The sequence below is a fragment of the Pseudomonas lutea genome, from assembly GCF_000759445.1.
Classification (GTDB): Bacteria; Pseudomonadota; Gammaproteobacteria; order Pseudomonadales; family Pseudomonadaceae; genus Aquipseudomonas; species Aquipseudomonas lutea.
The window spans coordinates 448,221-468,464 of record NZ_JRMB01000001.1; the positions used below are offsets into that span (position 1 = coordinate 448,221).

Consider the following 20,244-nt stretch of genomic DNA (forward strand, 5'->3'; position numbering starts at 1 on the left):
GTTGTCGCGGCTTTGTTTTGCCTGCCGATTGCCTTGCCTGCCGCTTCAATGGCTGCCTCGCCGATTGACCTGCCATGAGTGCATCCATGACGTTCAGCCACACCTTCACCCGCACGCTCGCGTTAGCGCTGCTGCTCTCCGGCCTCAGCACCATCACCCATGCCGCCGACGTTCCCGGTAGCCAGGACCTGCCCAATCTGCCGAGACTGACCGACGCAGAAATCGTCGACTATCGCCCGGCCGTCGAGCTGGAACGTATCTACCCGCTGGGCTCGATACGCAAGATCAGCGGCCAGCTGCGGTTCGACGGACAGGTCTCCGGGCGCGGCAATGTCACCGCCATCACCTACCAATTGCCGGTTGAGCACAGCGCCGACGAAGCATTCACCGCCGCACGTGAGGCATTGCAGCAGCAGGGCGCACAGCTACTGTTCTGGTGTCAGGCGCGGGACTGCGGCGAAAGCAGCCTGTGGGCCAACGAAGTATTCGGCAACGCCAAGCTGTACGGCGCCGATAACGGCCAGTCCTATCTGCTGCTGCGCCTGGCTGCCCCGGCTGACAACACCTTGGTGGCGTTGTATGGCATCACTCGCGGTAACCGCCGCGCTTTCCTTCATGTCGAACAATTTCAGGCCAGCACCCCGCTGGGCGATGTGCTGCCGACGTCGGCGACTCTGTTGCGTGAGCTGAAAAGTACGGGTGAGCTTGAGCTGCCGATGCTGACCGCCGAACCGCAGGAGCCCTGGATCACCTTGCTGTCCCGCGGGTTGAATCTGGACAGCACATTGCGCGTCACGCTCTCTGGAGAGCAACGCGAGGCCTGGCGTCAGGCGCTTGTGGCCAAGGGCGTACGCGCAGCACGGCTGGAGGCTGGTGATGGTAAAAATCCCGGTCTGACCTTGCAGCTCATTCGTTAAGCGAAGTTGACCTCGAACCGGTGCCTCTGGCGCGCATCTCCAGGCTGCATGGTCAGAGCAGGCGGGCGACGGGGTTCACCGGTATGCTCCTCAGATATCCCCATCCTTGTGCGGAATGACCATGTTCAATAACGATCGCCTGTTGGTGCAGATACTCCTGCTCGCGCTGCTCGGCGCTTGCCTGTGGGTAATGGCGCCGTTCTGGTCGGCGCTGTTCTGGGGCGCCGTGCTGGCTTTTGCCAGCTGGCCGCTGATGCGCTTGCTGACACGGGCGCTTAAGGGACGCGAATCACTTGCCGCCGCCATTTTGACCGTAGGCTGGATGGTGCTGGTGCTCGCGCCTCTGGTCTGGCTGGGTTTCAACCTCGCAGACCACGTGCGCGACGCCACCGGCTTCATCAAGGACGTGCAGGTGGACGGTTTGCCCGATCCACCCCTGTGGCTGGCGGGAGTCCCGCTGGTGGGCGAACGGCTGGTCGGTTACTGGAACACCATTGACCAACAGGGCGCTGCCTTGCTGGCCAGCGTCAAACCTTATCTGGGCCAGGTCGGCAACTGGCTGCTGGCGCGCAGCGCGCAGATCGGCGGGGGCATTCTCGAACTGACCCTGAGCATCGTCTTCGTTTTTTTCTTTTATCGCGACGGACCACGGGTGGCGGCGTTCGTGCTCAGCCTGCTGGAACGGCTGATCGGTGACCGCGCACAGTATTACCTCGACCTGGTGGCGGGCACGGTGCAGCGGGTAGTGAATGGAGTGATCGGGACGGCAGCGGCCCAGGCGGTGCTGGCCTTGATCGGTTTCCTGATTGCCGGCGTGCCGGGCGCTCTGGTGCTGGGTATCGGGACCTTTCTGCTCAGCCTTGTGCCCATGGGCCCGCCGCTGATCTGGATCCCGGCCACGGCGTGGCTGGCCTGGCGTGGTGATTACGGCATGGCGATCTTTCTCGGTCTGTGGGGCACGTTCATCGTCAGCGGAGTCGATAACGTGCTCAAGCCGTACCTGATCAGTCGCGGCGGCAATTTGCCTTTGGTGGTTGTCTTGCTTGGGGTGTTTGGCGGCTTGCTGGCGTTTGGCTTTATCGGCCTGTTCATTGGTCCGACGCTCTTGGCGGTGGCCTACAGCCTGCTGCTCGATTGGGTGGGCGACAGTCGCGCCCGACAGGCGATCAAAGCGAGCAACGAGTGAATGACCCTGCGCGGACGCTCAGGTGCGCGGCAACTCCAGCACGGCCGTTAGCCCGCCGCCGGGGGTTTCCTCAAGGTGCAAGTCACCCCCCATCCGGCGCGCTGCTTCGCGGGCGATGGTCATGCCGATGCCGACTCCACCCGAGTTGCGATTGCGCGACCCTTCCACGCGGTAGAACGGTTCGAACACCATTTCGCGCAGCTCTTTGGCAATGCCGGGGCCGTGGTCGATGACGCGGATGCGCAGCAGGTCGCTGGTGTCTTCGCTTTCCACGCGTGCGTGGCCGGCGTAACGCAGCGCGTTGTCGATCAGGTTGTTGAGGCAGGAGCGCAGGGCCATGGGCTGGGAATTCAACGGTCGGCAGGTGCCGCTCGCCTGAATGTCATCGCCGTTGTCCTGGGCGTTCTCAGCCAGGGATTCGATCAGCGCCTGTACGTCGAAATACTGCAGCGCTTCGCTGGTGCGCTGCTCGTTTAGGTACGTCAGGGTGGCATCGAGCATGCCGATCATGTCGTTCAGGTCCTGGCTCATTTGCCCATGCAGCCGCAGGTCTTCTATCTGCTCGACCCTTAGTTTAAGGCGCGCCAGGGGGGTGCGCAGGTCGTGTGACACGGCGGCGAGCATGCGTGCGCGCTGTTGCACCTGGTCGCGGATGCGCTCCTGCATCAGGTTGAACGCGAGCGCTGCCTGCTGCGCTTCCCGTGGCCCATTGGCAGCGAGGGGAGGGCTGTCGAGGTTTTCGCTGAGGCGCTCGGCCGCTTCGCTCAACCGGCGAATTGGCCGGCTCAAGGCCTTGGCGCCGAACCACGCGGCGATTACCAGGGTGATCAGCTGAAACAGCAGCGGCACCAGCGGAATACCCAGCAGCGGCGGTCGGCACGGTGGCCCGGGGCGCGGGTCGTTTTTGTCAGACAACGTGCTGCCGGAAGTCGGCGAAGGCTGCGTCTGGCTGGCCATCGGCCGAGCGCACTCGGGCGGCGGCATTCGTGGTCCGTAGTAATGAAACCAGACGAACGCCAGCAGGTGGGCCAGGACGATAGCCAGCAGCGCTCCGCCGAACAGCCGGGCGAACAGGGTGTCGGCCGAGCGGATCAACCAATCTCCCGGGCGTCGAACATGTAGCCCTCGCCGCGTACCGTTTTGATCAACTGCGGTGATTTCGGGTCATCGCCCAGCTTCTGCCGCAGGCGCGAGACGAGCAGATCGATGCTGCGGTCGAACGCCTCGATGGAGCGTCCTCGGGCCGCGTCGAGCAACTGCTCGCGGTTGAGCACCCGCCGTGGACGTTCGAGGAATACCCGCAGCAGCCTGAATTCAGCGTTGGACAGGGGCACGACAAGGCCGTCCGGCGCGGTGAGCTGGCGCAGGACGCTGTTCAACCGCCAGTTGTCGAAGCGCAGGGTGGCGCGTTCCTCGGTGCGATCATCGCGTACGCGACGCAGGATGGTCTGGATGCGCGCCACCAGTTCGCGCGGCTCAAAGGGCTTGGCCATGTAGTCGTCCGCGCCCAGTTCGAGGCCGATGATGCGGTCGGTGGGTTCGCAGCGGGCGGTCAGCATCAGGATCGGGATGTCGGACGAGCTGCGCAGCCATCGGCACAGCGAAAGCCCGTCTTCACCCGGCAGCATAAGGTCGAGCACCACAACGTCGTAGTTCTCCTCGGCGAGCGCCTGGCGCATGGCGTTGCCGTCGGTGACACCGGTGCTGTGGATGTTGAAGCGGGCCAGGTAGTCGCAGAGCAGTTCGCGGATCGGGATGTCGTCGTCGACGATCAGCGCGCGGGTGTTCCAGCGGCGCTCTTCGGCTGGCGAGGTGGCGGTGGTGGTGCCGGGAGGTGTCTGCATGGTACTGCCGCCGTGTTGTGCTGCCGAATGGGGCCGCGGGTAGGAGTCGACGCGGCCATGCTACTTCGCTGGCGCGCGGGGCGAAAGGGTGGGGTGGGGAGGTGTCGGTGGGGTGTCTTGAATGTATCAAGTCGGGTACATCCTCAGGCCTTGCGGGGTGGCTGACTGCGCCAGATCAACAGCGTCGGCCTAACGGCCTCGTGTTTCGCCTTCGGCGAGTTACTTGATAAAGCCCCAAGCAACCAAGGGCTTGTGCTCCTGGCTAGGCCCTTCCTTCGTCAGGGTTCCTTCACTCCGGTCCCGCTCCGTGGGCCCGCCGCCATCCGCCATCCATGGCGGGGGGCGGCTCTCGCGGCATCCATGCCGCTCGGCCCACTCCACGAGACCTGCGTTCAGCCTGCACCCAAGTCGCGATTGGCGGTGACTGGGCTTTTTGCGTAAGGAGATCAAAAGCAGATCAACAGCTTCCCGGCTGAAGCCGGTCCCACTGGGTCATCGCGATCTCACTGTAGGGCCGGCTTGATGGCGAATGCGATGTTTCAGCTAGGAAAAATGCAGCCTGACAATCTGCTTCCCGGCTGAAGCCGGTCGCACTGGGTGATCGCGATCTCACTGGGGGCCGGCTTGATGGCGAATGCGATGTTTCAGCTAGGAAAAATGCAGCCTGACAATCTGCTTCCCGGCTGAAGCCGGTCGCACTGGGTGATCGCGATCTCACTGTAGGAGCCGGCTTGCTGGCGAACGCTGTCTGCCTGCCGACATGTCTGTGGCTGGCCCACCCCATTCGCCAGCAAGCCGGCTCCTACAGGGAATTGCATCCAGTCAGAAAGACCGTGCAAACGCTGGTGATCGCAACATAATTTGCCGTTGCCGTTGCCGTTGCCGTTGCCGTTGCCGTTGCCGTTGCCGTTGCCGTTGCCGTTGCCGTTGATCTTGATCTTGATCTTCATACACAGAAAGTCCGGACGCCGCCAAACGCGACTTGGGCGCAGGCCGAACGTAGACGACGCGCAGTGGGTCGAGCCGCATGGATGCGGCGAGAGCGCCGTCAGGACATGGATGTCCGTTCGGCGCGGGCCCACGGAGGGTCGTCGAAGTGAGGGAATCCCGACGGAGGAGGGACCTAACCAGGAGCAAAGCGTTTTTGGTTACTTTTGGGGCGCTTTTGCCAAAAGTGACCCGCCGTAAGGGCGGAACCATAACAACTCCACCCACAAATAACGGATATGCCTACGGTGTAAAGCTTGTAAACGGTCTGTTTTATTCACTCTTTACGCTTTCTTTATGCCCCACGACCGCCGTCGCTCTCGTTCCTTTACACCCTCACTGAACACAATTGCCCCACACGGCAGTCGCCGTATGACGGAGAGTTTTTCATGAGCGTTCTGGATGGGGTGTCGCTGCTGCTGGCAGCAGGGTTGTTCGTGTACTTGCTGGTGGCGCTGCTGCGTGCCGGCCGGGTCGAGGAGTGACGGCCATGCACGGTTATGACTACCTGCTGATACTGGCGTTTTTCGCCCTGGTGCTATTGCCCGCGCCGCTGCTGGGACGGTTTTACTACAACGTGATGGAAGGTCAGCGGACCTTTCTGACCCCGGTCATGGGCCCGGTCGAGCGCGTTTGTTATCGCCTGGCGGGCGTCGATCCCACGGTCGAGCAAAACTGGAAAACCTACACACTGGCCCTGCTGGCGTTCAACCTGGCGGGGTTTGTCGTGTTGTTTACGATCCTGCTGATGCAGGGGTCGTTGCCGCTCAATCCTCAGGGCCTGCCGGGGATGGAATGGTCGCTGGCGTTCAACACCACAATGAGCTTCGTCACCAACACCAACTGGCAGAGCTACAGCGGCGAAGCCTCGCTGAGTTACCTGAGCCAGATGGCCGGCCTGACCGTGCAGAACTTCGTCAGCGCCGCCACCGGCATCGCCGTGCTGGTTGCGTTTTGCCGCGGCATCAGCCGCCGCTCGACTCAGCATCTGGGCAACTTTTGGGCGGACATGACCCGTGCCACCTTGTATGGCCTGCTGCCGCTGTGCCTGGTGCTGGCGCTGCTGCTGGTCTGGCAGGGCGTGCCGCAGACCTTCGCGCACTACGTTGATGCCGTGACCCTGCAAGGTACCGATCAGACCATTCCCCTGGGCCCTGCGGCCAGCCAGATTGCGATCAAGCAACTGGGCACCAACGGCGGCGGTTTCTTCGGCGTCAACTCGGCGCACCCGTTCGAGAACCCGACCATCTGGAGCAACCTGTTCGAGCTGGTGTCGATCATCCTGATCCCGGTGGCGCTGGTCTTCACCTTCGGCCATTACGTCAAGGACATGCGTCAGAGCCGCGCAATCATCGCCTGCATGCTGGCGCTGTTTCTGATCGGTGGCGCAACGGCCATGTGGTCCGAGTATCAGCCCAACCCTGCGCTGAACATCGCCTCGGTCGAGCAGGCCGCGCCGATGGAGGGCAAGGAAACGCGCTTCGGAACCACCGCTACCGTGCTCTGGGCCGCGACCACGACGGCTGCTTCCAACGGTTCGGTCAACGGCATGCACGACAGCCTCAACCCGCTGACCGGCATGATCGCCCTGGCCAACATGATGGTCGGTGAGGTGATCTTCGGCGGCGTTGGTGCAGGCCTTTACGGGATGTTGCTCAACGTGCTGATCGCGGTGTTCCTGGCGGGTCTGATGATCGGCCGCACCCCGGAATACCTGGGCAAGAAGCTTCAAGCCCGTGAGGTCAAGCTGCTGGTGGCGACGCTGATCGTGATGCCGGTTGGCGTGCTGGTGTTCGGCGCGCTGGCCGCCAGCTTGCCGGGCCCGGCGGGTGCAGTGAGCAACCCCGGCGCCCACGGTTTCAGTCAGTTGCTGTACGCCTATACCTCGGCAACCGCCAACAACGGCTCGGCCTTCGGTGGCTTCAGCGCCAACACCACCTTTCATAACCTGATGCTGGGCTTGTCGATGTTCATTGGCCGCTTCGGCTACATCCTGCCGGTGCTGGCGCTGGCGGGCAGTCTGGCGGCCAAGAAGACGTCCCCGCTCGGCCAGAACAGCTTTCCGACCCATGGCCCGCTGTTCGTTACCTTGCTGACCATGACCATTCTGCTCGTGGGTGGCCTCACGTTCCTGCCGACGCTGGCTCTGGGACCGATTGCCGAACACTTGAGCCTGGGCTTCTGAGGACTACACCATGAACATGCAAGCCCCTGTAACAAAGAGCCCGGACAGCAACGCCCCGGCCAGCAACACGGCCGTGCCCGGTCATGGCCAGCAGCCCGCAAGCGCCCCAGCCAAAACCGGGTTCGCCGCACTGTGGCGCCCGGCGCTGATCCAGGCGTTCGTCAAGCTCGATCCGCGTCAGCTGCAACGGGCGCCGGTGATGCTGGTGGTCGAACTGACCGCCATTCTGACCACCGTGCTGTGTCTGATCCCTGATCCGGCAGTGCCGACGTCCGTCGCCGTGCAGATCGCGGTCTGGCTGTGGTTCACCGTGCTGTTCGCCAACTTCGCCGAAGCCCTGGCCGAAGGCCGTGGCAAGGCCCGCGCCGACAGCCTGAAAGCCGGCACCGAAGGCTTGAAGGCGAGGGTACAAGATGCCAACGGCCAACAGCGGATGGTCAACGCTGCCACCCTGCGCAAGGGCGATGTGGTCCGTGTCGAAGCCGGGGAGTTGATCCCGGGTGATGGCGAGGTCATCGAAGGCATTGCCGCGGTCAACGAAGCAGCGATCACCGGTGAATCGGCCCCGGTGATTCGTGAATCCGGTGGCGACCGCTCGGCTGTCACGGGCAATACCCGACTGGTGTCCGACTGGCTGCTGGTGCGCATCAGCGCCAACCCGGGCGAATCCACCCTGGACCGCATGATCGCGCTGGTAGAAGGCGCCAAGCGGCAGAAGACCCCCAACGAGGTCGCCCTCGACATCTTGCTGATCGGCCTGACCCTGATCTTTTTGCTGGTGGTCGTGACGCTGCAGCCCTTTGCGCACTTTGCCGGCGGTAACCTGCCGCTGGTGTTCCTTGTGGCGCTGCTGGTGACCCTGATCCCGACGACCATTGGCGGCTTGCTGTCGGCCATCGGTATCGCCGGCATGGACCGCCTGGTACGGCTGAATGTCATCGCCAAGTCCGGCCGCGCGGTAGAAGCGGCGGGCGACGTCCATGTGCTGCTGCTGGACAAGACCGGCACCATTACTTTCGGCAACCGTCGCTGCTCGGCGGTGTATGCCGCGCCCGGCGTATCGCCCAAAGAGCTGAGCGAGGGCACGCTGCTGGCGTCGCTGGCCGATGACACCGCCGAAGGCAAATCCATCGTCGAGTACCTGCGCGCCTCGCACCCCATGACGGAGCCAGCGGCGAGTCAGCTGACCGCCGTGCCTTTCACCGCAGAAACCCGTTTGTCCGGCGTTGATTTCCAGGGCCGTGTCTACCGCAAGGGCGCGGTGGATTCGCTGCTGAAGTTCCTCGGCCGTGACCGCAGTGATCTGCCACCGGTGCTGGCTCGCGAAATCGACAAGATCGCCAAAACCGGCGGCACCCCGTTGCTGGTCTGCGGCGACGGCAAGCTGCTGGGCGCGATCCATCTGAAGGACGTGGTCAAGCCAGGCATTCGCGAGCGCTTCGAAGAGCTGCGCAAACTGGGCATTCGCACCGTGATGGTGACGGGCGATAACCCGCTGACCGCGGCGGCGATCGCGGCAGAGGCGGGCGTTGATGACGTGCTGGCCGAAGCCACGCCCGAGAAGAAACTGGAGCGCATCCGGCAGGAGCAGAACGACGGTCGTCTGGTGGCCATGTGCGGCGACGGCGCCAACGACGCCCCGGCCCTGGCCCAGGCCGATGTCGGCATGGCGATGAACGATGGCACCCAGGCCGCGCGGGAAGCCGCCAACATGGTTGACCTGGACAGCGACCCCACCAAGCTGCTGGACGTGGTGCAGATCGGTAAGGAATTGCTGGTGACCCGCGGGGCGCTGACGACTTTTTCCATCGCCAATGACGTGGCCAAGTACTTTGCCATCCTGCCGGCGCTGTTCGCGGCGATCTACCCGCAGCTGGGCGTGCTCAACATCATGCACCTGGCCAGCCCGCAAAGCGCGATCCTGTCGGCCATCGTGTTCAACGCGCTGATCATCGTGGTGCTGATTCCGCTGGCGTTGCGCGGGGTCCGTGTGCAGGCCGCGAGCGCTGCGCATTTGCTGCGACGCAATCTGCTGGTGTACGGGCTGGGCGGGCTGGTGGTGCCGTTCGTGGGCATCAAGGCGATCGACCTGCTGTTGACGGCCTTGCACCTGGTTTAACCCTTGATCGTGCTGCGCGGTGAATGATCCCGCGCGGCGCTCACTTCACACGAGGAATGAATGATGTCCAGCGTATTGCGTCCGGCCGTGAGCCTGATCGTTCTGATGACCCTGATCACCGGCGTGGCTTACCCGCTGGTAGTGACCGGTGTCGCACAGGTAGCGTTTCCCGAACAGGCCAACGGCAGCCTGGTCTACGACGACCATGAGAAGGTGCGCGGCTCGGGATTGATTGCCCAGAATTTCACCGGCGAGGAGTGGTTCCACCCACGTCCTTCCGCCGGCGCGTATGCCACGGTGGCGAGCGGTGCGAGTAACCTGTCGCCCAGCAATCCGGCGCTGGCCACGCGGGTCGGTGAGGATGCGGCCAGGGAGAAGGTCGAAAATCAGGGCCCGGTGCCACTGAACCTGCTGACAACCTCCGGCAGCGGCCTTGACCCGCATCTCTCGCCCGCAGCAGCGGACTACCAGGTGGCGCGTATCGCCGCGGCGCGCAACCTGCCGCGTGAAGCAGTCCAGAAAATGGTCGCCGAGAACACCCGCACCTCATTGATCGGCCCGCCGGTGGTGAACGTACTGGATTTGAACTTGGGTCTGGATCGGTTACCGTCTGGCAAGGTCGTGAACTAAGTCCGCTGGATCGTTCGGCTGGCATGGCCTCGGTAATGGGTACGCCGGGTTTCGGCCCGGACAGGGACCTGTGGCGCACGCCGAACTGTAGGAGCGCGCTTGCCCGCGAATGCATGAGTACAGACGATGGAGATGCATCGGATGTACCGCCTCCTTCGCGGGCAAGTGCGCTCCTGCAATTGGCCTCGGCCAGGATACAGATCTGTGACGTTGCGCAACGTAAGTCAGGACAACGATCAACCCGATCCCACACCTCAGGACAACCTTAGTGAATTCAACCAACCGCGCCGACGCCTTGCTGGTCAACCTGCCCCGAGACGATCGCGGGCGGCTGAAGGTGTTTCTCGGCGCGGCGCCGGGGGTGGGCAAGACTTACGCGATGCTTCAGGCCGCGCATTCCCAGATGCGCCAGGGTGTTGCGCTGCTGGCCGGTGTCGTCGAGACCCACGGCCGTGCCGAGACCGAAGCGTTGCTCGGCGGTCTGCCGCAACAGCCGATGCTACGCACCGAATACCGTGGCGTCATGCTCGAAGAAATGGACCTCGACGGTCTACTCGCGGCCAGGCCGAAACTGGTACTGGTCGACGAGCTGGCGCACAGCAATGCGCCCGGCAGCCGGCACGCCAAGCGCTGGCAGGACATTCAGGAACTGCTGTCTGCCGGGATCGACGTTTACACCACGGTCAACGTCCAGCACCTGGAAAGCCTCAACGATCAAGTGCGCGGCATCACCGGAGTGCAGGTCCGCGAGACGCTGCCCGACTGGGTGCTGCAGGAAGCTTATGAGCTGGTGCTGATTGACCTGCCGCCGCGCGAACTGCTGGAGCGTCTGCGCGACGGCAAGGTCTACGTGCCCGAGCAAGCGCGGGCTGCCATTGATGCGTTCTTCACCCAGACCAACCTCACTGCGCTGCGGGAAATGGCGATGCAGACGGCCGCCGCGCAGGTGGATGACGACCTGGCGCTGGGCTATCGGCAATTGGGTCGGGCTGCGCCGGCGGTGCGGGGTCGGCTGCTGGTGGGTATCGACGGCGACGCTCAGGCCGAGCGTCTGGTGCGTCATGCCAGCCGCGTGGCGCAACGCCGGCATCTGCCGTGGAGTCTGGTGCATGTCGATAACGGACGCTTTATCGACGAACTGGCGCGAACCCGTTTGCAAGGCGCGCAGCAGTTGGCCGAACGGCTGGGTGGCGAAGTGGTGGTGCTGCGCGCGGCAGAGGTGGCGAAAACGCTGATTCAACACGCCGCCGAACGCCGAGCCAGCCTCGTGCTGGTGGGGCAGTCGCGGCCTTCTCTGCGCCGTCGTCTGTTGGGTGGCGGTCTGGCGTCGCGCCTGTTGCGCAATGCCCACGGGCTGGAAATCAACGTGCTCGACAGCGAGTCACGCCCCGATCAGCCGCAATCCACATCGCCACGCACGCTGGTCTGGTTCGATTACGCTCTGGCGCTGGTTGCCACCCTTGGCGCCAGTGCGCTGGCCTGGGCGGTGGCGGGCTGGCTGGCGCTGCCCAATATTTCCCTGGTGTTTCTCGCCGCCGTCCTGTTGGTGGCCGTGCGCAGCAGTGTCGGCCCGGCGATGGTCTGTTCGGTGCTGTCCTTTCTCGCCTATGACTTTCTCTTCATTCCGCCGAATTTCTCGCTGAGCATCCAGCGCGAGGAAGACGTGCTGACGTTGCTGTTCTTTCTGTTGATGGCGGCCTTGACCGGCAACCTCGCGGCGCGCCAACGCCGTCAGTTGCAAGCGCTGCGCGATACCCAGGAAGAGACCAGCGAGTTGCTCGACCTGTCGCGACGTTTGACCGCTGCCACGGACCGCCAGGCGGTGCTGTCTGCCGCCGATCATCATCTGGCCGGCTGGAGCGAAGTGCAGTTGTGCGTGCTGGACAACGACCGCGAGCAGGGCTGGAAGGTCGAGGTGGGCGGGCCGCTCGAGTTCTCCGAGCCTGAGCGCGCGGCGGCCGACTGGGCGTGGCAGCACGGTCAACCGGCGGGCAAGGGCACTGGCACGTTGCCGTCGAGTCACTGGTGGTGGCTGCCGCTGTGGGTAGACGACGCACCGTTGGCGTTACTGGGCATCCGTGCCAAACAAGGCCATAGCTTCAGCGTCCAGCGGCGACGCTTGCTCACCGCCCTCAGTCAGCCGTTGGGGCAGGCGCTGGCACGGGCGCGGCTGGCCGAGGACCTGGAAGCCGCGCGTCTGCACGGCGAAACCGAGCAACTGCGCAGCGCGTTACTGGCCTCGGTGTCCCACGACCTGCGCACCCCGCTGACCGCCATGCGTGGCAGCATCGACAGCCTGCTGGCGCTCGGCGAGGCGATTCCGCTGGACGATCGCCGTGAACTGCTCGAAGGCACCCGGGACGAGGCCGAGCGTCTGGACCGCTACATCCAGAACCTGCTGGACATGACGCGCCTTGGCCATGGCGCCCTCAAGCTGGCGCGGGACTGGGTGTCACCGGGCGATATCGTCGGCAGCGCGCTCAACCGGTTACGCGCGGTGCTGGCACCGTTGCAGGTCAGCACTCACGTGCCCGCCGAGTTGCCGCTGCTGTACGTGCATGCTGCGCTGATCGAGCAGGCACTGATCAACGTGATCGAGAATGCGGCGCGCTTTTCGCCCGTCAACGGCCGATTGCAGCTAGGCGTCAGCGAGGAGGAGGGGACACTGGTTTTCGCCGTGAGCGACGAAGGACCGGGAATTCCCGAAAACGAGCGCGCGAAGATTTTCGACATGTTCTACACCGCCGCGCGCGGGGACCGGGGCGGGCAGGGCACCGGGCTGGGTCTGGCGATTTGTCAGGGCATGGTCGGCGCCCACGGCGGACGCATCAGCGTGGCGGAGGGCATTGACGGCCATGGCACCTGTATCAGCCTGCACCTGCCCCTGCAAACACAGCCCGAAGCAGAAATGGACCAGGCGGTCTGAATAGGCTTTGCGCTACTCTGACGCCCTTGTGAAACTGAGTCTTACCCATGACAGGACACCCATGAGCCAGACGGCGACCATTCTGGTGATTGACGACGAGCCGCAGATCCGCAAATTTCTGCGCATCAGCCTCGCGTCACAAGGCTACAAAGTGCTGGAGGCGGGGACCGGCGGTGATGGCCTGACCCAGGCGGCGCTCAACAAACCCGACCTGCTGGTGCTCGACCTGGGCCTGCCGGACATGGACGGGCAGGACGTGCTCAGCCAGTTTCGTGAATGGTCGAACGTGCCGGTGCTGGTGCTCTCAGTGCGTGCCAGCGAGGGTGAAAAGGTCCGCGCACTGGACTCCGGTGCCAATGATTACGTAACCAAACCGTTCGGGATTCAGGAGTTTCTGGCGCGCGTGCGGGCGCTGTTGCGTCAGGCACCGGAGGGCAGTCAGGCGGAATCGGCGGTGGTGATCGGCGCGTTGAACATCGACCTGGCGTACCGACGGGTGTCCCTGGAGGCTGCCGAGGTAGCGCTGACCCGCAAGGAATACGCAGTGCTGGCGCAGCTGGCGCGACATCCGGGGCGAGTGATCACCCAGCAGCAGCTGCTCAAGGACATCTGGGGCCCGACCCATGTCGAGGACACCCATTATCTGCGGATCGTGGTGGGTCACCTGCGGCAAAAGCTGGGCGACGACCCTGCCGCGCCGCGCTACATCCTCACGGAAGCGGGCGTTGGCTATAGGCTGGTGAATGTGTAACAGAAGATGCGACTGCGAGGCACGCCCGGATCAGGTGATTAATCAGCTTGAATCAGGCAACCGATTCATCACACCGCGACGGTCTAAACCGCTATTGTGCCTCTCCCTGCGCTGCGGCACTTTTACCGGGCCGCACCGTCAAAGCCGCATCGCTGATTTCCCTAGTTGAGGTAACACCCATGAAAGCCTGGATCTGCCTGCCCCTGTTGGCGTTGGTTCTCACCGGTTGCGCCGGCAAAACGGCCTACCGTGACAGTTGTGCGACCAACCTTGACGGCGCCTGGCACGAGCTTGATCTGGCCAAGGCCGAAGGTTTCGCCGGCACGGTCAGCTACTCCAAGGCGCTGTCGTTGCTGACTGGCGCCAAGACCCAGCAGCAGTTCGAGGCCTTCGAGGGTTGTTCCGAGAAAGCCGAGAAAGCCCGCTTCTACATCCGTGAGTCCCGCGCCGGTCGTTGATCCGCTGTTGCCCGCGCGGTGCATGCCACCGCGATGCGGCCCTCCAATTCCCCCATCTCACTCTGGCGAAAAGGCCTACGCTGACTTTACAGTGGCTGCACGTCTGGCATTTGTTGCAGTCCTATCAGCCATGAGCAGTCGCCTGGGGAGGCCTTCCGATGGGCAGAAAACTGGATGCGTGTCTCAACGCAGTCAACGAAGTGGTGCTGGGCAAGGAACCTCAGGTCAGGCTCGCGTTGACCTGCCTGCTGGGCGGCGGGCATCTTCTGATTGAAGATTTGCCCGGCATGGGCAAGACGACCCTGAGCCACACCCTGGCCCGGGTGCTCGGCCTGAGCTTTCAGCGCATTCAATTCACTTCCGATCTGCTGCCGGGGGACATCCTCGGCACCTCGGTGTTTGACCGGGAGACCGGGCAATTCACTTTTCACCCCGGACCGATCTTCGCCGAACTGGTGCTGGCGGACGAAATCAACCGCGCCACCCCCAAGAGCCAAAGCGCGCTGCTGGAAGCCATGGAAGAGGGGCAGGTCACCATCGAGGGCGCCACGCGCCTGTTGCCGGACCCGTTTTTTGTCATCGCCACACAGAACCCCTTCAGTCAGGGCGGAACGTTCGCGTTGCCCGAATCGCAGCTGGACCGTTTTTTAATGCGCCTTTCGCTGGGCTATCCCGCCCGCGCTGCGGAGAAAGCCCTGCTGCTGGGCGAATCCCGGCGCGACCTGCTGCCGCGTATCGAGCCGTTGCTGGATCACGCCGAGCTTGCCTTGCTTCAGCAAGAAGCGCGGCAGGTGCGGGCCAGCGACGCGCTGGTCGATTACGTGCTGCGCCTGGTCGATGCCACGCGCAGCCAGCCGCAATTTGCCTATGGCCTGTCGCCCCGGGCCAGCCTGGCGGTGTTGTCGGCGGCACGGGCCTGGGCGCTGCTCGCCGGCCGCGACTACGTGATCCCTGAAGACGTGCAAGCCATTCTTCCCGCGGTCATCGGCCACCGCTTGCGCGAGCGCACGGACCCGACCGGACATGGCGGCGGCGCGCTGGTGCAATGGCTACTGCGTGAGGTGCCGGTGCTGTGATCGAACCGTTCAAACCGTACTGGCAGCGCTGGCTGGGACGCCGAATCCCGCCAGCGTCGCGGGTCGAGCTGGACCACCGCCGAATCTTTATCCTGCCCACCCGCGTAGGGGGGACGTACGCGCTCGTCCTGATTCTGCTGTTGCTGGTGTCGATCAATTACCAGAACAGCCTGGCTTACGGTTTGACCTTCCTCATGCTGTCAGTCGGTGTGCTGGCGATTCTGCACACCTATCGCAACGTCAGCGGGTTGATCCTCAGTGGCGGCCACGCACGCTCGGTGTTCGTCGGCGAGCCGGTGCAATTGCGCTTGCGTCTTGAAAGCTCGGGTCAGGGGCATCAGGCCATTGCTCTGGGCTGGAGCAGCGAACAGCTGGAGCAGACTGACGTACCGGCCGATTGTCAGGTGGAGTTGGGCCTGACCCTGCCGGCCCTCCAGCGCGGGTGGCTGCGGGCGCCGCGGTTGCGGGTGGAGAGTGTGTTCCCGCTGGGCATCTTTCGCGCCTGGAGCTGGCTGGACCTGGAACAGACAGTGCTGATCTACCCGAGGCCGTTGGCCGGGACGATGCCGCTGCTGCAGGGCGTGCAGCCCCACGCCGAGGACGAAGGGCACGCCACGACAGGGCCGGGCGTCGATGACTATCAGGGCCTGCGCCTGTGGCAGCCGGGTGATTCGACGCGACGCATGCACTGGAAAGCCTGGTCGCGCGGGCAGGCGCTGATGGTCAAGGAGTTCAGCGACCTCAGCGGCCACGACCTGTGCCTGGATTTCATGGCGTTGGGCGGTGACATCGAAGAACGGCTGTCGCGGCTTTGCTACTGGGTACTGGAGCTGTCCCGTCGCCAGCGGCCTTTTGCGCTGCGTCTGCCAGGCTTCGTTTCGGCCGTGGACAGCGGTGACGCCCATCGCGAGACGTGTTTGCGCCAATTGGCGCTGTACGGGGTGCGGGCATGAGCAGGCCACAACCATGACCTCCGCAAGCCTGAGCAAGCCCATCCCGCGCGTCAGCCTCAACTGGTTGTTGATCGCCCAGGCGCTGGTGATCGTGCCGTTTTCGCTGCATGTGCCCGTGGCCTTGCTGGTCCTCTGGCTGGCGTGCTCGTTCTGGCGCATTCAGATCTTTCGGATGCGCGTGCGCATGCCCGGCACCTGGATCAAGGCGGGGCTGCTGGTCGGTACCGCCGGCGGGATTTACCTGGCGCGCGGCAGCCTGATCGGCCTGGACGCAGGGGCGGCTTTGCTGATCGCGGCCTTCGTCCTGAAGATGCTGGAAATGCAAACCCGACGCGATGCCCTGGTGCTGATTTTTCTCGGCTTTTTTTGCATTGCAGTCGGTTATCTCTTCGAAGACTCGTTGCTCTGGGGCCTGTTTACTCTGCTGCCGATCACCACGCTGCTGGCCGCGCTGATCGGCCTGCAGCAGTCGAGCGTCTCAAGCAGGCCAACCGCGACATTGAAGCTGTCCGGCAAGTTACTGCTGCAGGCCGTGCCGCTGATGGTGCTGTTGTTCCTGTTCTTCCCACGGCTTGACCCGCTGTGGTCCTTGCCGCAGCCAAGCAACAAAGCGCAGACCGGCCTTTCCGACAGCATGACGCCGGGTGACATCGCCGAGCTGAGCAAATCCGCTGCGTTGGCGTTTCGCGCCAGCTTTGAGGGTCCGCCGCCGCCCCGTCATCAACTGTACTGGCGAGCACTGACGCTTGACCAGTTCGACGGCCGGCGCTGGTCGCAGTCTTCAAGGGCGCAGGTGCCGGATGCACCGTCCTGGCGCCGTGAAGGCCCGAGCGTGCGCTACAGCGTAGTACTGGAACCGACCGGCAAGCCCTGGCTAATGACCCTGGACGTCGGGCAAACCGATGTGGCCGGCGTGCGCCAGATGAGCGATTTCCGCTGGCAGCGTCGACGTCCGGTTGAGCAATCGATGCTGTACAGCGCTGAGTCCTGGCCCGATGCGGTGCGCGAGACAGTGCTCAGCGAAGGCGCTCGTCTGCAGGCGTTGCAATTGCCGGCCAGAGGCAACCCGCAGGTGCGCGAATGGGCGGCCGACCTGCACCGGCACCATGGCGCAGCCGACATGGTGGTGGATGCGCTGCTTGCGTATTTCACCGCGCAGCCGTTCCGCTACACCCTCAAGCCGCCATCCCTGGGTGCCAACAGCGTCGATGACTTCCTGTTCGGCAGCCGCGCCGGCTTCTGCGAGCACTACGCCGGGGCGATGACCTTTGCGTTGCGTGCGGCGGGGGTGCCAGCCCGGGTTGTCACCGGTTATCAAGGCGGCGAACTGAATCCTGACGGCAACTACCTCAGCGTGCGCCAGTTCGATGCGCACGCCTGGGTTGAATACTGGCAAGCGGGCGTGGGCTGGCGCAGTGTCGATCCTACGGCGGCGGTCGCACCGATGCGTGTCGAGCAAGGCCTTGAACAGGCGCTCGCCGCGGACGAGGAGTTCCTCGGGGACTCGCCCATGTCAGCGCTGCGCTACCGAAACCTGGCGTGGCTGAATTCGATTCGCATGAGTTGGGACAGCCTCAATTACGGCTGGCAGCGCTGGGTGCTGGGCTATCAGGGCCAGCAGCAGCTGCAGGTACTGGGGCGCTGGTTTTCCGGGTTTCAGGCGCCGGTGTTCGCGGCGGGGGCGATGATCATTCTCGGGCTGCTGGCGCTGTGGCTGCTTAAACCGTGGCAGCGCCAGAGCGATTTCCAGTTGCGTGTGTTCAACCGTTTCGAACGTCTGCTGGCCCGGCAGGGTCTTAAGCGTCAGCCGGGTGAGGGTGCCCAGGCGTTTGCCCGGCGCGCCGGCGAGCGGCTTCCCGCACAGGCGCAGGCCATCGAAGCGTTTGTGCGGGAATTCCAGGCCCAGCGCTATGCGGGAGGAGGTGGTTCTCACGCGACGCTGCGCCAGCACCTCAAATCCCTGCGCCGCAGCTTGCCGTGGCGTTTGTCTTCGTTGAAGGACAAACAGCCTTAATCAACAGCCAAGGAGTGTTTAATGTCAGCGATGGTTGATCACCTGGTTGCCGAGATTATCGGCCTTAACATCAAATTGCTGGCCTGCCACGCGCGGCTGGAAGCGTCCACCGACAGTGAGGCGCTGCACGACTTGCGCACCACTGTCAGGCGTCTGCGCAGCGTGCTGCGACCTCTGCGCGGTTTGCCGGGCCTGGATCAGGTCGAAGCCTCGGCAAAGGACGTCGGCGCGCTGACCACGCCGCTGCGGGACATGCAGGTGCTGGCCGGGTTCCTGACCGAGCAGGGTTTGCCCCAGGCAGCCGCCAAGCGCGCCCAGTACCTGGAAAAAGCCTGCCCCAATGTTGCCACCTCAACCGAGCTCAATCGGTTGCTTGGCGTGCTGGACCAGCTGCCAGCACTGCTGCGCACCCAGCAGCGCAATGGTCAGCTGGATAAGCTGCAGCAGCGCATTGAAAAGCGTCTGGACAAACAGTGGAAGCAGCTGCGCCAGGCGATGGGCGACCCCGCCCATGACCGTCACCGTCTGCGCCTGCTGATCAAACGCGTGCGCTACGCCGCCGAGGCTTATCCTGAATTGAGCCATCAGCCCCAAAATATGCAGCGTCGTTTGAAAGCGGCGCAAGGCGCGCTGGGCGACTGGCACGACCATCTGCAGTGGCTGGAGCAGGCACGGCACCAGCGGGACCTCGCGCCCTGTGTGGCGGGATGGGAGCTTGGAATTCGCCGCGCCGAGGAAAAGTCCGACGAAGTATTGGACCGGCTGTACACGGCTTGTTTTGGCAAGCATTCGCCTCGATAAGCACCATCGTAAAACGCTGAAGGCGAAGGCGAAGGCGAAGGCGAGGCAGGACAGGCAGGACAGGATGCTTTGGTCCGCAGGTTGGCACTTATAGACCCTGTCCTGCGGCGCCTGCCTCGTTAACATCCGTGTACACCGCCTGCCACCCTGGAACGCGCATGAAATTCTCCGAGCTGCTCGACGCCGTACGTACTCACCCCCAATCCGTAACCATCCCCGCATCCTGGGCCCAGGGGCGGGCCTGCTTCGGCGGGCTGATGGCTGCATTGGGATACGAAGCGATGCGCGCGAAGGTGTCGTCCGAGCGTCCGGTCCGCTCACTGGCAATCTGTTTTGTCGCGCCGCCAGCGATCGACACGCCCATTTCTTTTGAGGTGGAAGTGCTGCGCGAAGGCAAGGCGGTCAGCCAGGTACTGGGGCGCGCTGTGCAGAACGGCGAAGTCATGACGTTGATTCAGGGCAGCTTCGGCGCGCCCCGGGCGTCGATGGTCTCCGTCCAGGCCGAGCCTGCGCCGGTGTTCAAGGCGGTGGGCGATATTCAGCCTTTTCCCTTCATTTCTGGCGTCATGCCGGAATACCTTCGCTACATTGATCTGCGCTGGGCTTTGGGCGGGCTGCCGTTTTCCGGGACGCCGTCCAGAGCCATTGGCGGCTACGCCCGTTTGAGGGACGTAGAGGAGGAGCCTCTGACCGAGGCGCACCTGCTCGCGCTGGTCGACACCTGGCCGCCCGCAGTGCTGCCGCATCTGAATAAGCCTGCGCCGGGGAGCTCGTTGACCTGGACGATAGAGTTTGTGCAGCCGTTACCCGCGATGACGACCCATGACTGGACGCAATATCGAGCCGAGATTGAGCACGCCCGTGACGGCTATGGACATACCGCAGCGGCGTTGTGGGGGCCACAAGGGGAGCTGGTAGCTATGAGCCGCCAGACGGTGACGGTGTTTGGCTGAAAGTCGGGATCTGAAGCCTGTTCTGCCGATGAGCGGGGTTCTGATTGCAGCGTGGGCGCAGTCGCAGCTTGGTCGCGCTGCGGATTAACCTGGCAGGCGTCAGCGGAGCGGACATTCGCTGGTGACGACCTGGAACCGTTTCACGCAGAGGCCGTTTACTGGCCTCTGGCTTTGATGGCTTGGGCTGCGACCAGACCTAAAATGCCGATGGCGGCTGAGGTCAGGCTGCTGCTCAGGGCACCGTCCAGCAACAGCAGGCCGGAAACAATGGACAGCGGGAACGCCAGTGACGACAGCACAGCGTTAGAAGGCAGACCTTCCTTGCGCGACCCGCTGAAGAATTCCCCGATATGAAGATCCGTAATGAACTTGGGCATGATGCTCCCCTCGTTGAAACCTGAATAAGAAGTGTTTTTGATAGAGGTGAGAATAGGCGCCAAGGTT

General features: G+C 63.8%; 18 protein-coding genes. 14 read left to right on the top strand and 4 right to left on the bottom strand.

Features of this window, described 5'->3' with window-relative positions; genetic code table 11:
- Nucleotides 1-86: 86 nt before the first annotated feature.
- Both LT42_RS01840 and LT42_RS01845 read left to right on the top strand, forming a co-directional pair.
- Nucleotides 87-917, top strand: a complete 831-nt coding sequence (locus LT42_RS01840) for a DUF4892 domain-containing protein (RefSeq protein ID WP_052074957.1) — start codon at nucleotides 87-89, stop codon at nucleotides 915-917.
- Nucleotides 918-1,038: 121 nt separating this feature from the next.
- A complete protein-coding gene (locus LT42_RS01845; protein WP_037009430.1) occupies nucleotides 1,039-2,103 on the top strand; it encodes an AI-2E family transporter in 1,065 nt (354 codons plus the stop codon).
- 18 nt (nucleotides 2,104-2,121) lie between these two features.
- On the opposite strand, the gene LT42_RS01850 is transcribed toward LT42_RS01845, so the two are convergent.
- From LT42_RS01850 to LT42_RS25585, 3 genes are all read right to left on the bottom strand, one after another.
- Nucleotides 2,122-3,198, bottom strand: coding sequence for a sensor histidine kinase (locus LT42_RS01850; protein ID WP_037009432.1), 1,077 nt, complete (start codon nucleotides 3,196-3,198; stop codon nucleotides 2,122-2,124).
- Complete coding sequence (locus LT42_RS01855; protein WP_037009434.1) at nucleotides 3,195-3,947, bottom strand: response regulator; 753 nt, start codon at nucleotides 3,945-3,947, stop codon at nucleotides 3,195-3,197. The genes LT42_RS01850 and LT42_RS01855 overlap by 4 nt, the downstream gene beginning before the upstream one ends.
- A gap of 644 nt (nucleotides 3,948-4,591) precedes the next feature.
- On the bottom strand, nucleotides 4,592-4,897 hold the full coding sequence (locus LT42_RS25585; RefSeq protein ID WP_037009436.1) for a hypothetical protein: 306 nt from the start codon (nucleotides 4,895-4,897) through the stop codon (nucleotides 4,592-4,594).
- A 426-nt stretch (nucleotides 4,898-5,323) separates the two neighbouring features.
- Between LT42_RS25585 and kdpF the strand changes: the two genes are divergently transcribed.
- From kdpF to LT42_RS01920, 12 genes are all read left to right on the top strand, one after another.
- Complete coding sequence (gene kdpF / locus LT42_RS01865) at nucleotides 5,324-5,419, top strand: K(+)-transporting ATPase subunit F (RefSeq protein WP_037009437.1); 96 nt, start codon at nucleotides 5,324-5,326, stop codon at nucleotides 5,417-5,419.
- Between the two features lie 5 nt (nucleotides 5,420-5,424).
- Nucleotides 5,425-7,119: a potassium-transporting ATPase subunit KdpA gene (gene kdpA, locus LT42_RS01870; RefSeq protein WP_037009438.1), complete on the top strand. Its 1,695-nt coding sequence runs from the start codon at nucleotides 5,425-5,427 to the stop codon at nucleotides 7,117-7,119.
- Nucleotides 7,120-7,129: 10 nt separating this feature from the next.
- Entirely contained in the window at nucleotides 7,130-9,238 is a 2,109-nt protein-coding gene (kdpB, locus tag LT42_RS01875) for a potassium-transporting ATPase subunit KdpB (protein WP_037009441.1), read from the top strand.
- 63 nt (nucleotides 9,239-9,301) lie between these two features.
- The gene (kdpC, locus tag LT42_RS01880; RefSeq protein WP_037009442.1) at nucleotides 9,302-9,868 is read left to right on the top strand and encodes a potassium-transporting ATPase subunit KdpC; all 567 of its coding nucleotides are present in this window, start codon (nucleotides 9,302-9,304) and stop codon (nucleotides 9,866-9,868) included.
- A 268-nt stretch (nucleotides 9,869-10,136) separates the two neighbouring features.
- Complete coding sequence (locus LT42_RS01885; protein WP_037009444.1) at nucleotides 10,137-12,794, top strand: sensor histidine kinase; 2,658 nt, start codon at nucleotides 10,137-10,139, stop codon at nucleotides 12,792-12,794.
- 61 nt (nucleotides 12,795-12,855) lie between these two features.
- On the top strand, nucleotides 12,856-13,545 hold the full coding sequence (locus LT42_RS01890; RefSeq protein WP_037009447.1) for a response regulator: 690 nt from the start codon (nucleotides 12,856-12,858) through the stop codon (nucleotides 13,543-13,545).
- A gap of 179 nt (nucleotides 13,546-13,724) precedes the next feature.
- Nucleotides 13,725-14,003: a hypothetical protein gene (locus LT42_RS01895; RefSeq protein ID WP_037009450.1), complete on the top strand. Its 279-nt coding sequence runs from the start codon at nucleotides 13,725-13,727 to the stop codon at nucleotides 14,001-14,003.
- A gap of 158 nt (nucleotides 14,004-14,161) precedes the next feature.
- Nucleotides 14,162-15,079: an AAA family ATPase gene (locus LT42_RS01900; protein ID WP_037009452.1), complete on the top strand. Its 918-nt coding sequence runs from the start codon at nucleotides 14,162-14,164 to the stop codon at nucleotides 15,077-15,079.
- Complete coding sequence (locus LT42_RS01905; protein ID WP_037009454.1) at nucleotides 15,076-16,032, top strand: DUF58 domain-containing protein; 957 nt, start codon at nucleotides 15,076-15,078, stop codon at nucleotides 16,030-16,032. The genes LT42_RS01900 and LT42_RS01905 overlap by 4 nt, the downstream gene beginning before the upstream one ends.
- A gap of 13 nt (nucleotides 16,033-16,045) precedes the next feature.
- A complete protein-coding gene (locus LT42_RS01910) occupies nucleotides 16,046-18,046 on the top strand; it encodes a transglutaminase TgpA family protein (RefSeq protein WP_037009456.1) in 2,001 nt (666 codons plus the stop codon).
- Nucleotides 18,047-18,067: 21 nt separating this feature from the next.
- Entirely contained in the window at nucleotides 18,068-18,847 is a 780-nt protein-coding gene (locus LT42_RS01915) for a CHAD domain-containing protein (protein WP_037009459.1), read from the top strand.
- A gap of 158 nt (nucleotides 18,848-19,005) precedes the next feature.
- On the top strand, nucleotides 19,006-19,800 hold the full coding sequence (locus tag LT42_RS01920; protein WP_037009462.1) for an acyl-CoA thioesterase: 795 nt from the start codon (nucleotides 19,006-19,008) through the stop codon (nucleotides 19,798-19,800).
- Between the two features lie 155 nt (nucleotides 19,801-19,955).
- On the opposite strand, the gene LT42_RS01925 is transcribed toward LT42_RS01920, so the two are convergent.
- On the bottom strand, nucleotides 19,956-20,177 hold the full coding sequence (locus LT42_RS01925; RefSeq protein WP_052074958.1) for a hypothetical protein: 222 nt from the start codon (nucleotides 20,175-20,177) through the stop codon (nucleotides 19,956-19,958).
- Nucleotides 20,178-20,244 lie beyond the last annotated feature (67 nt).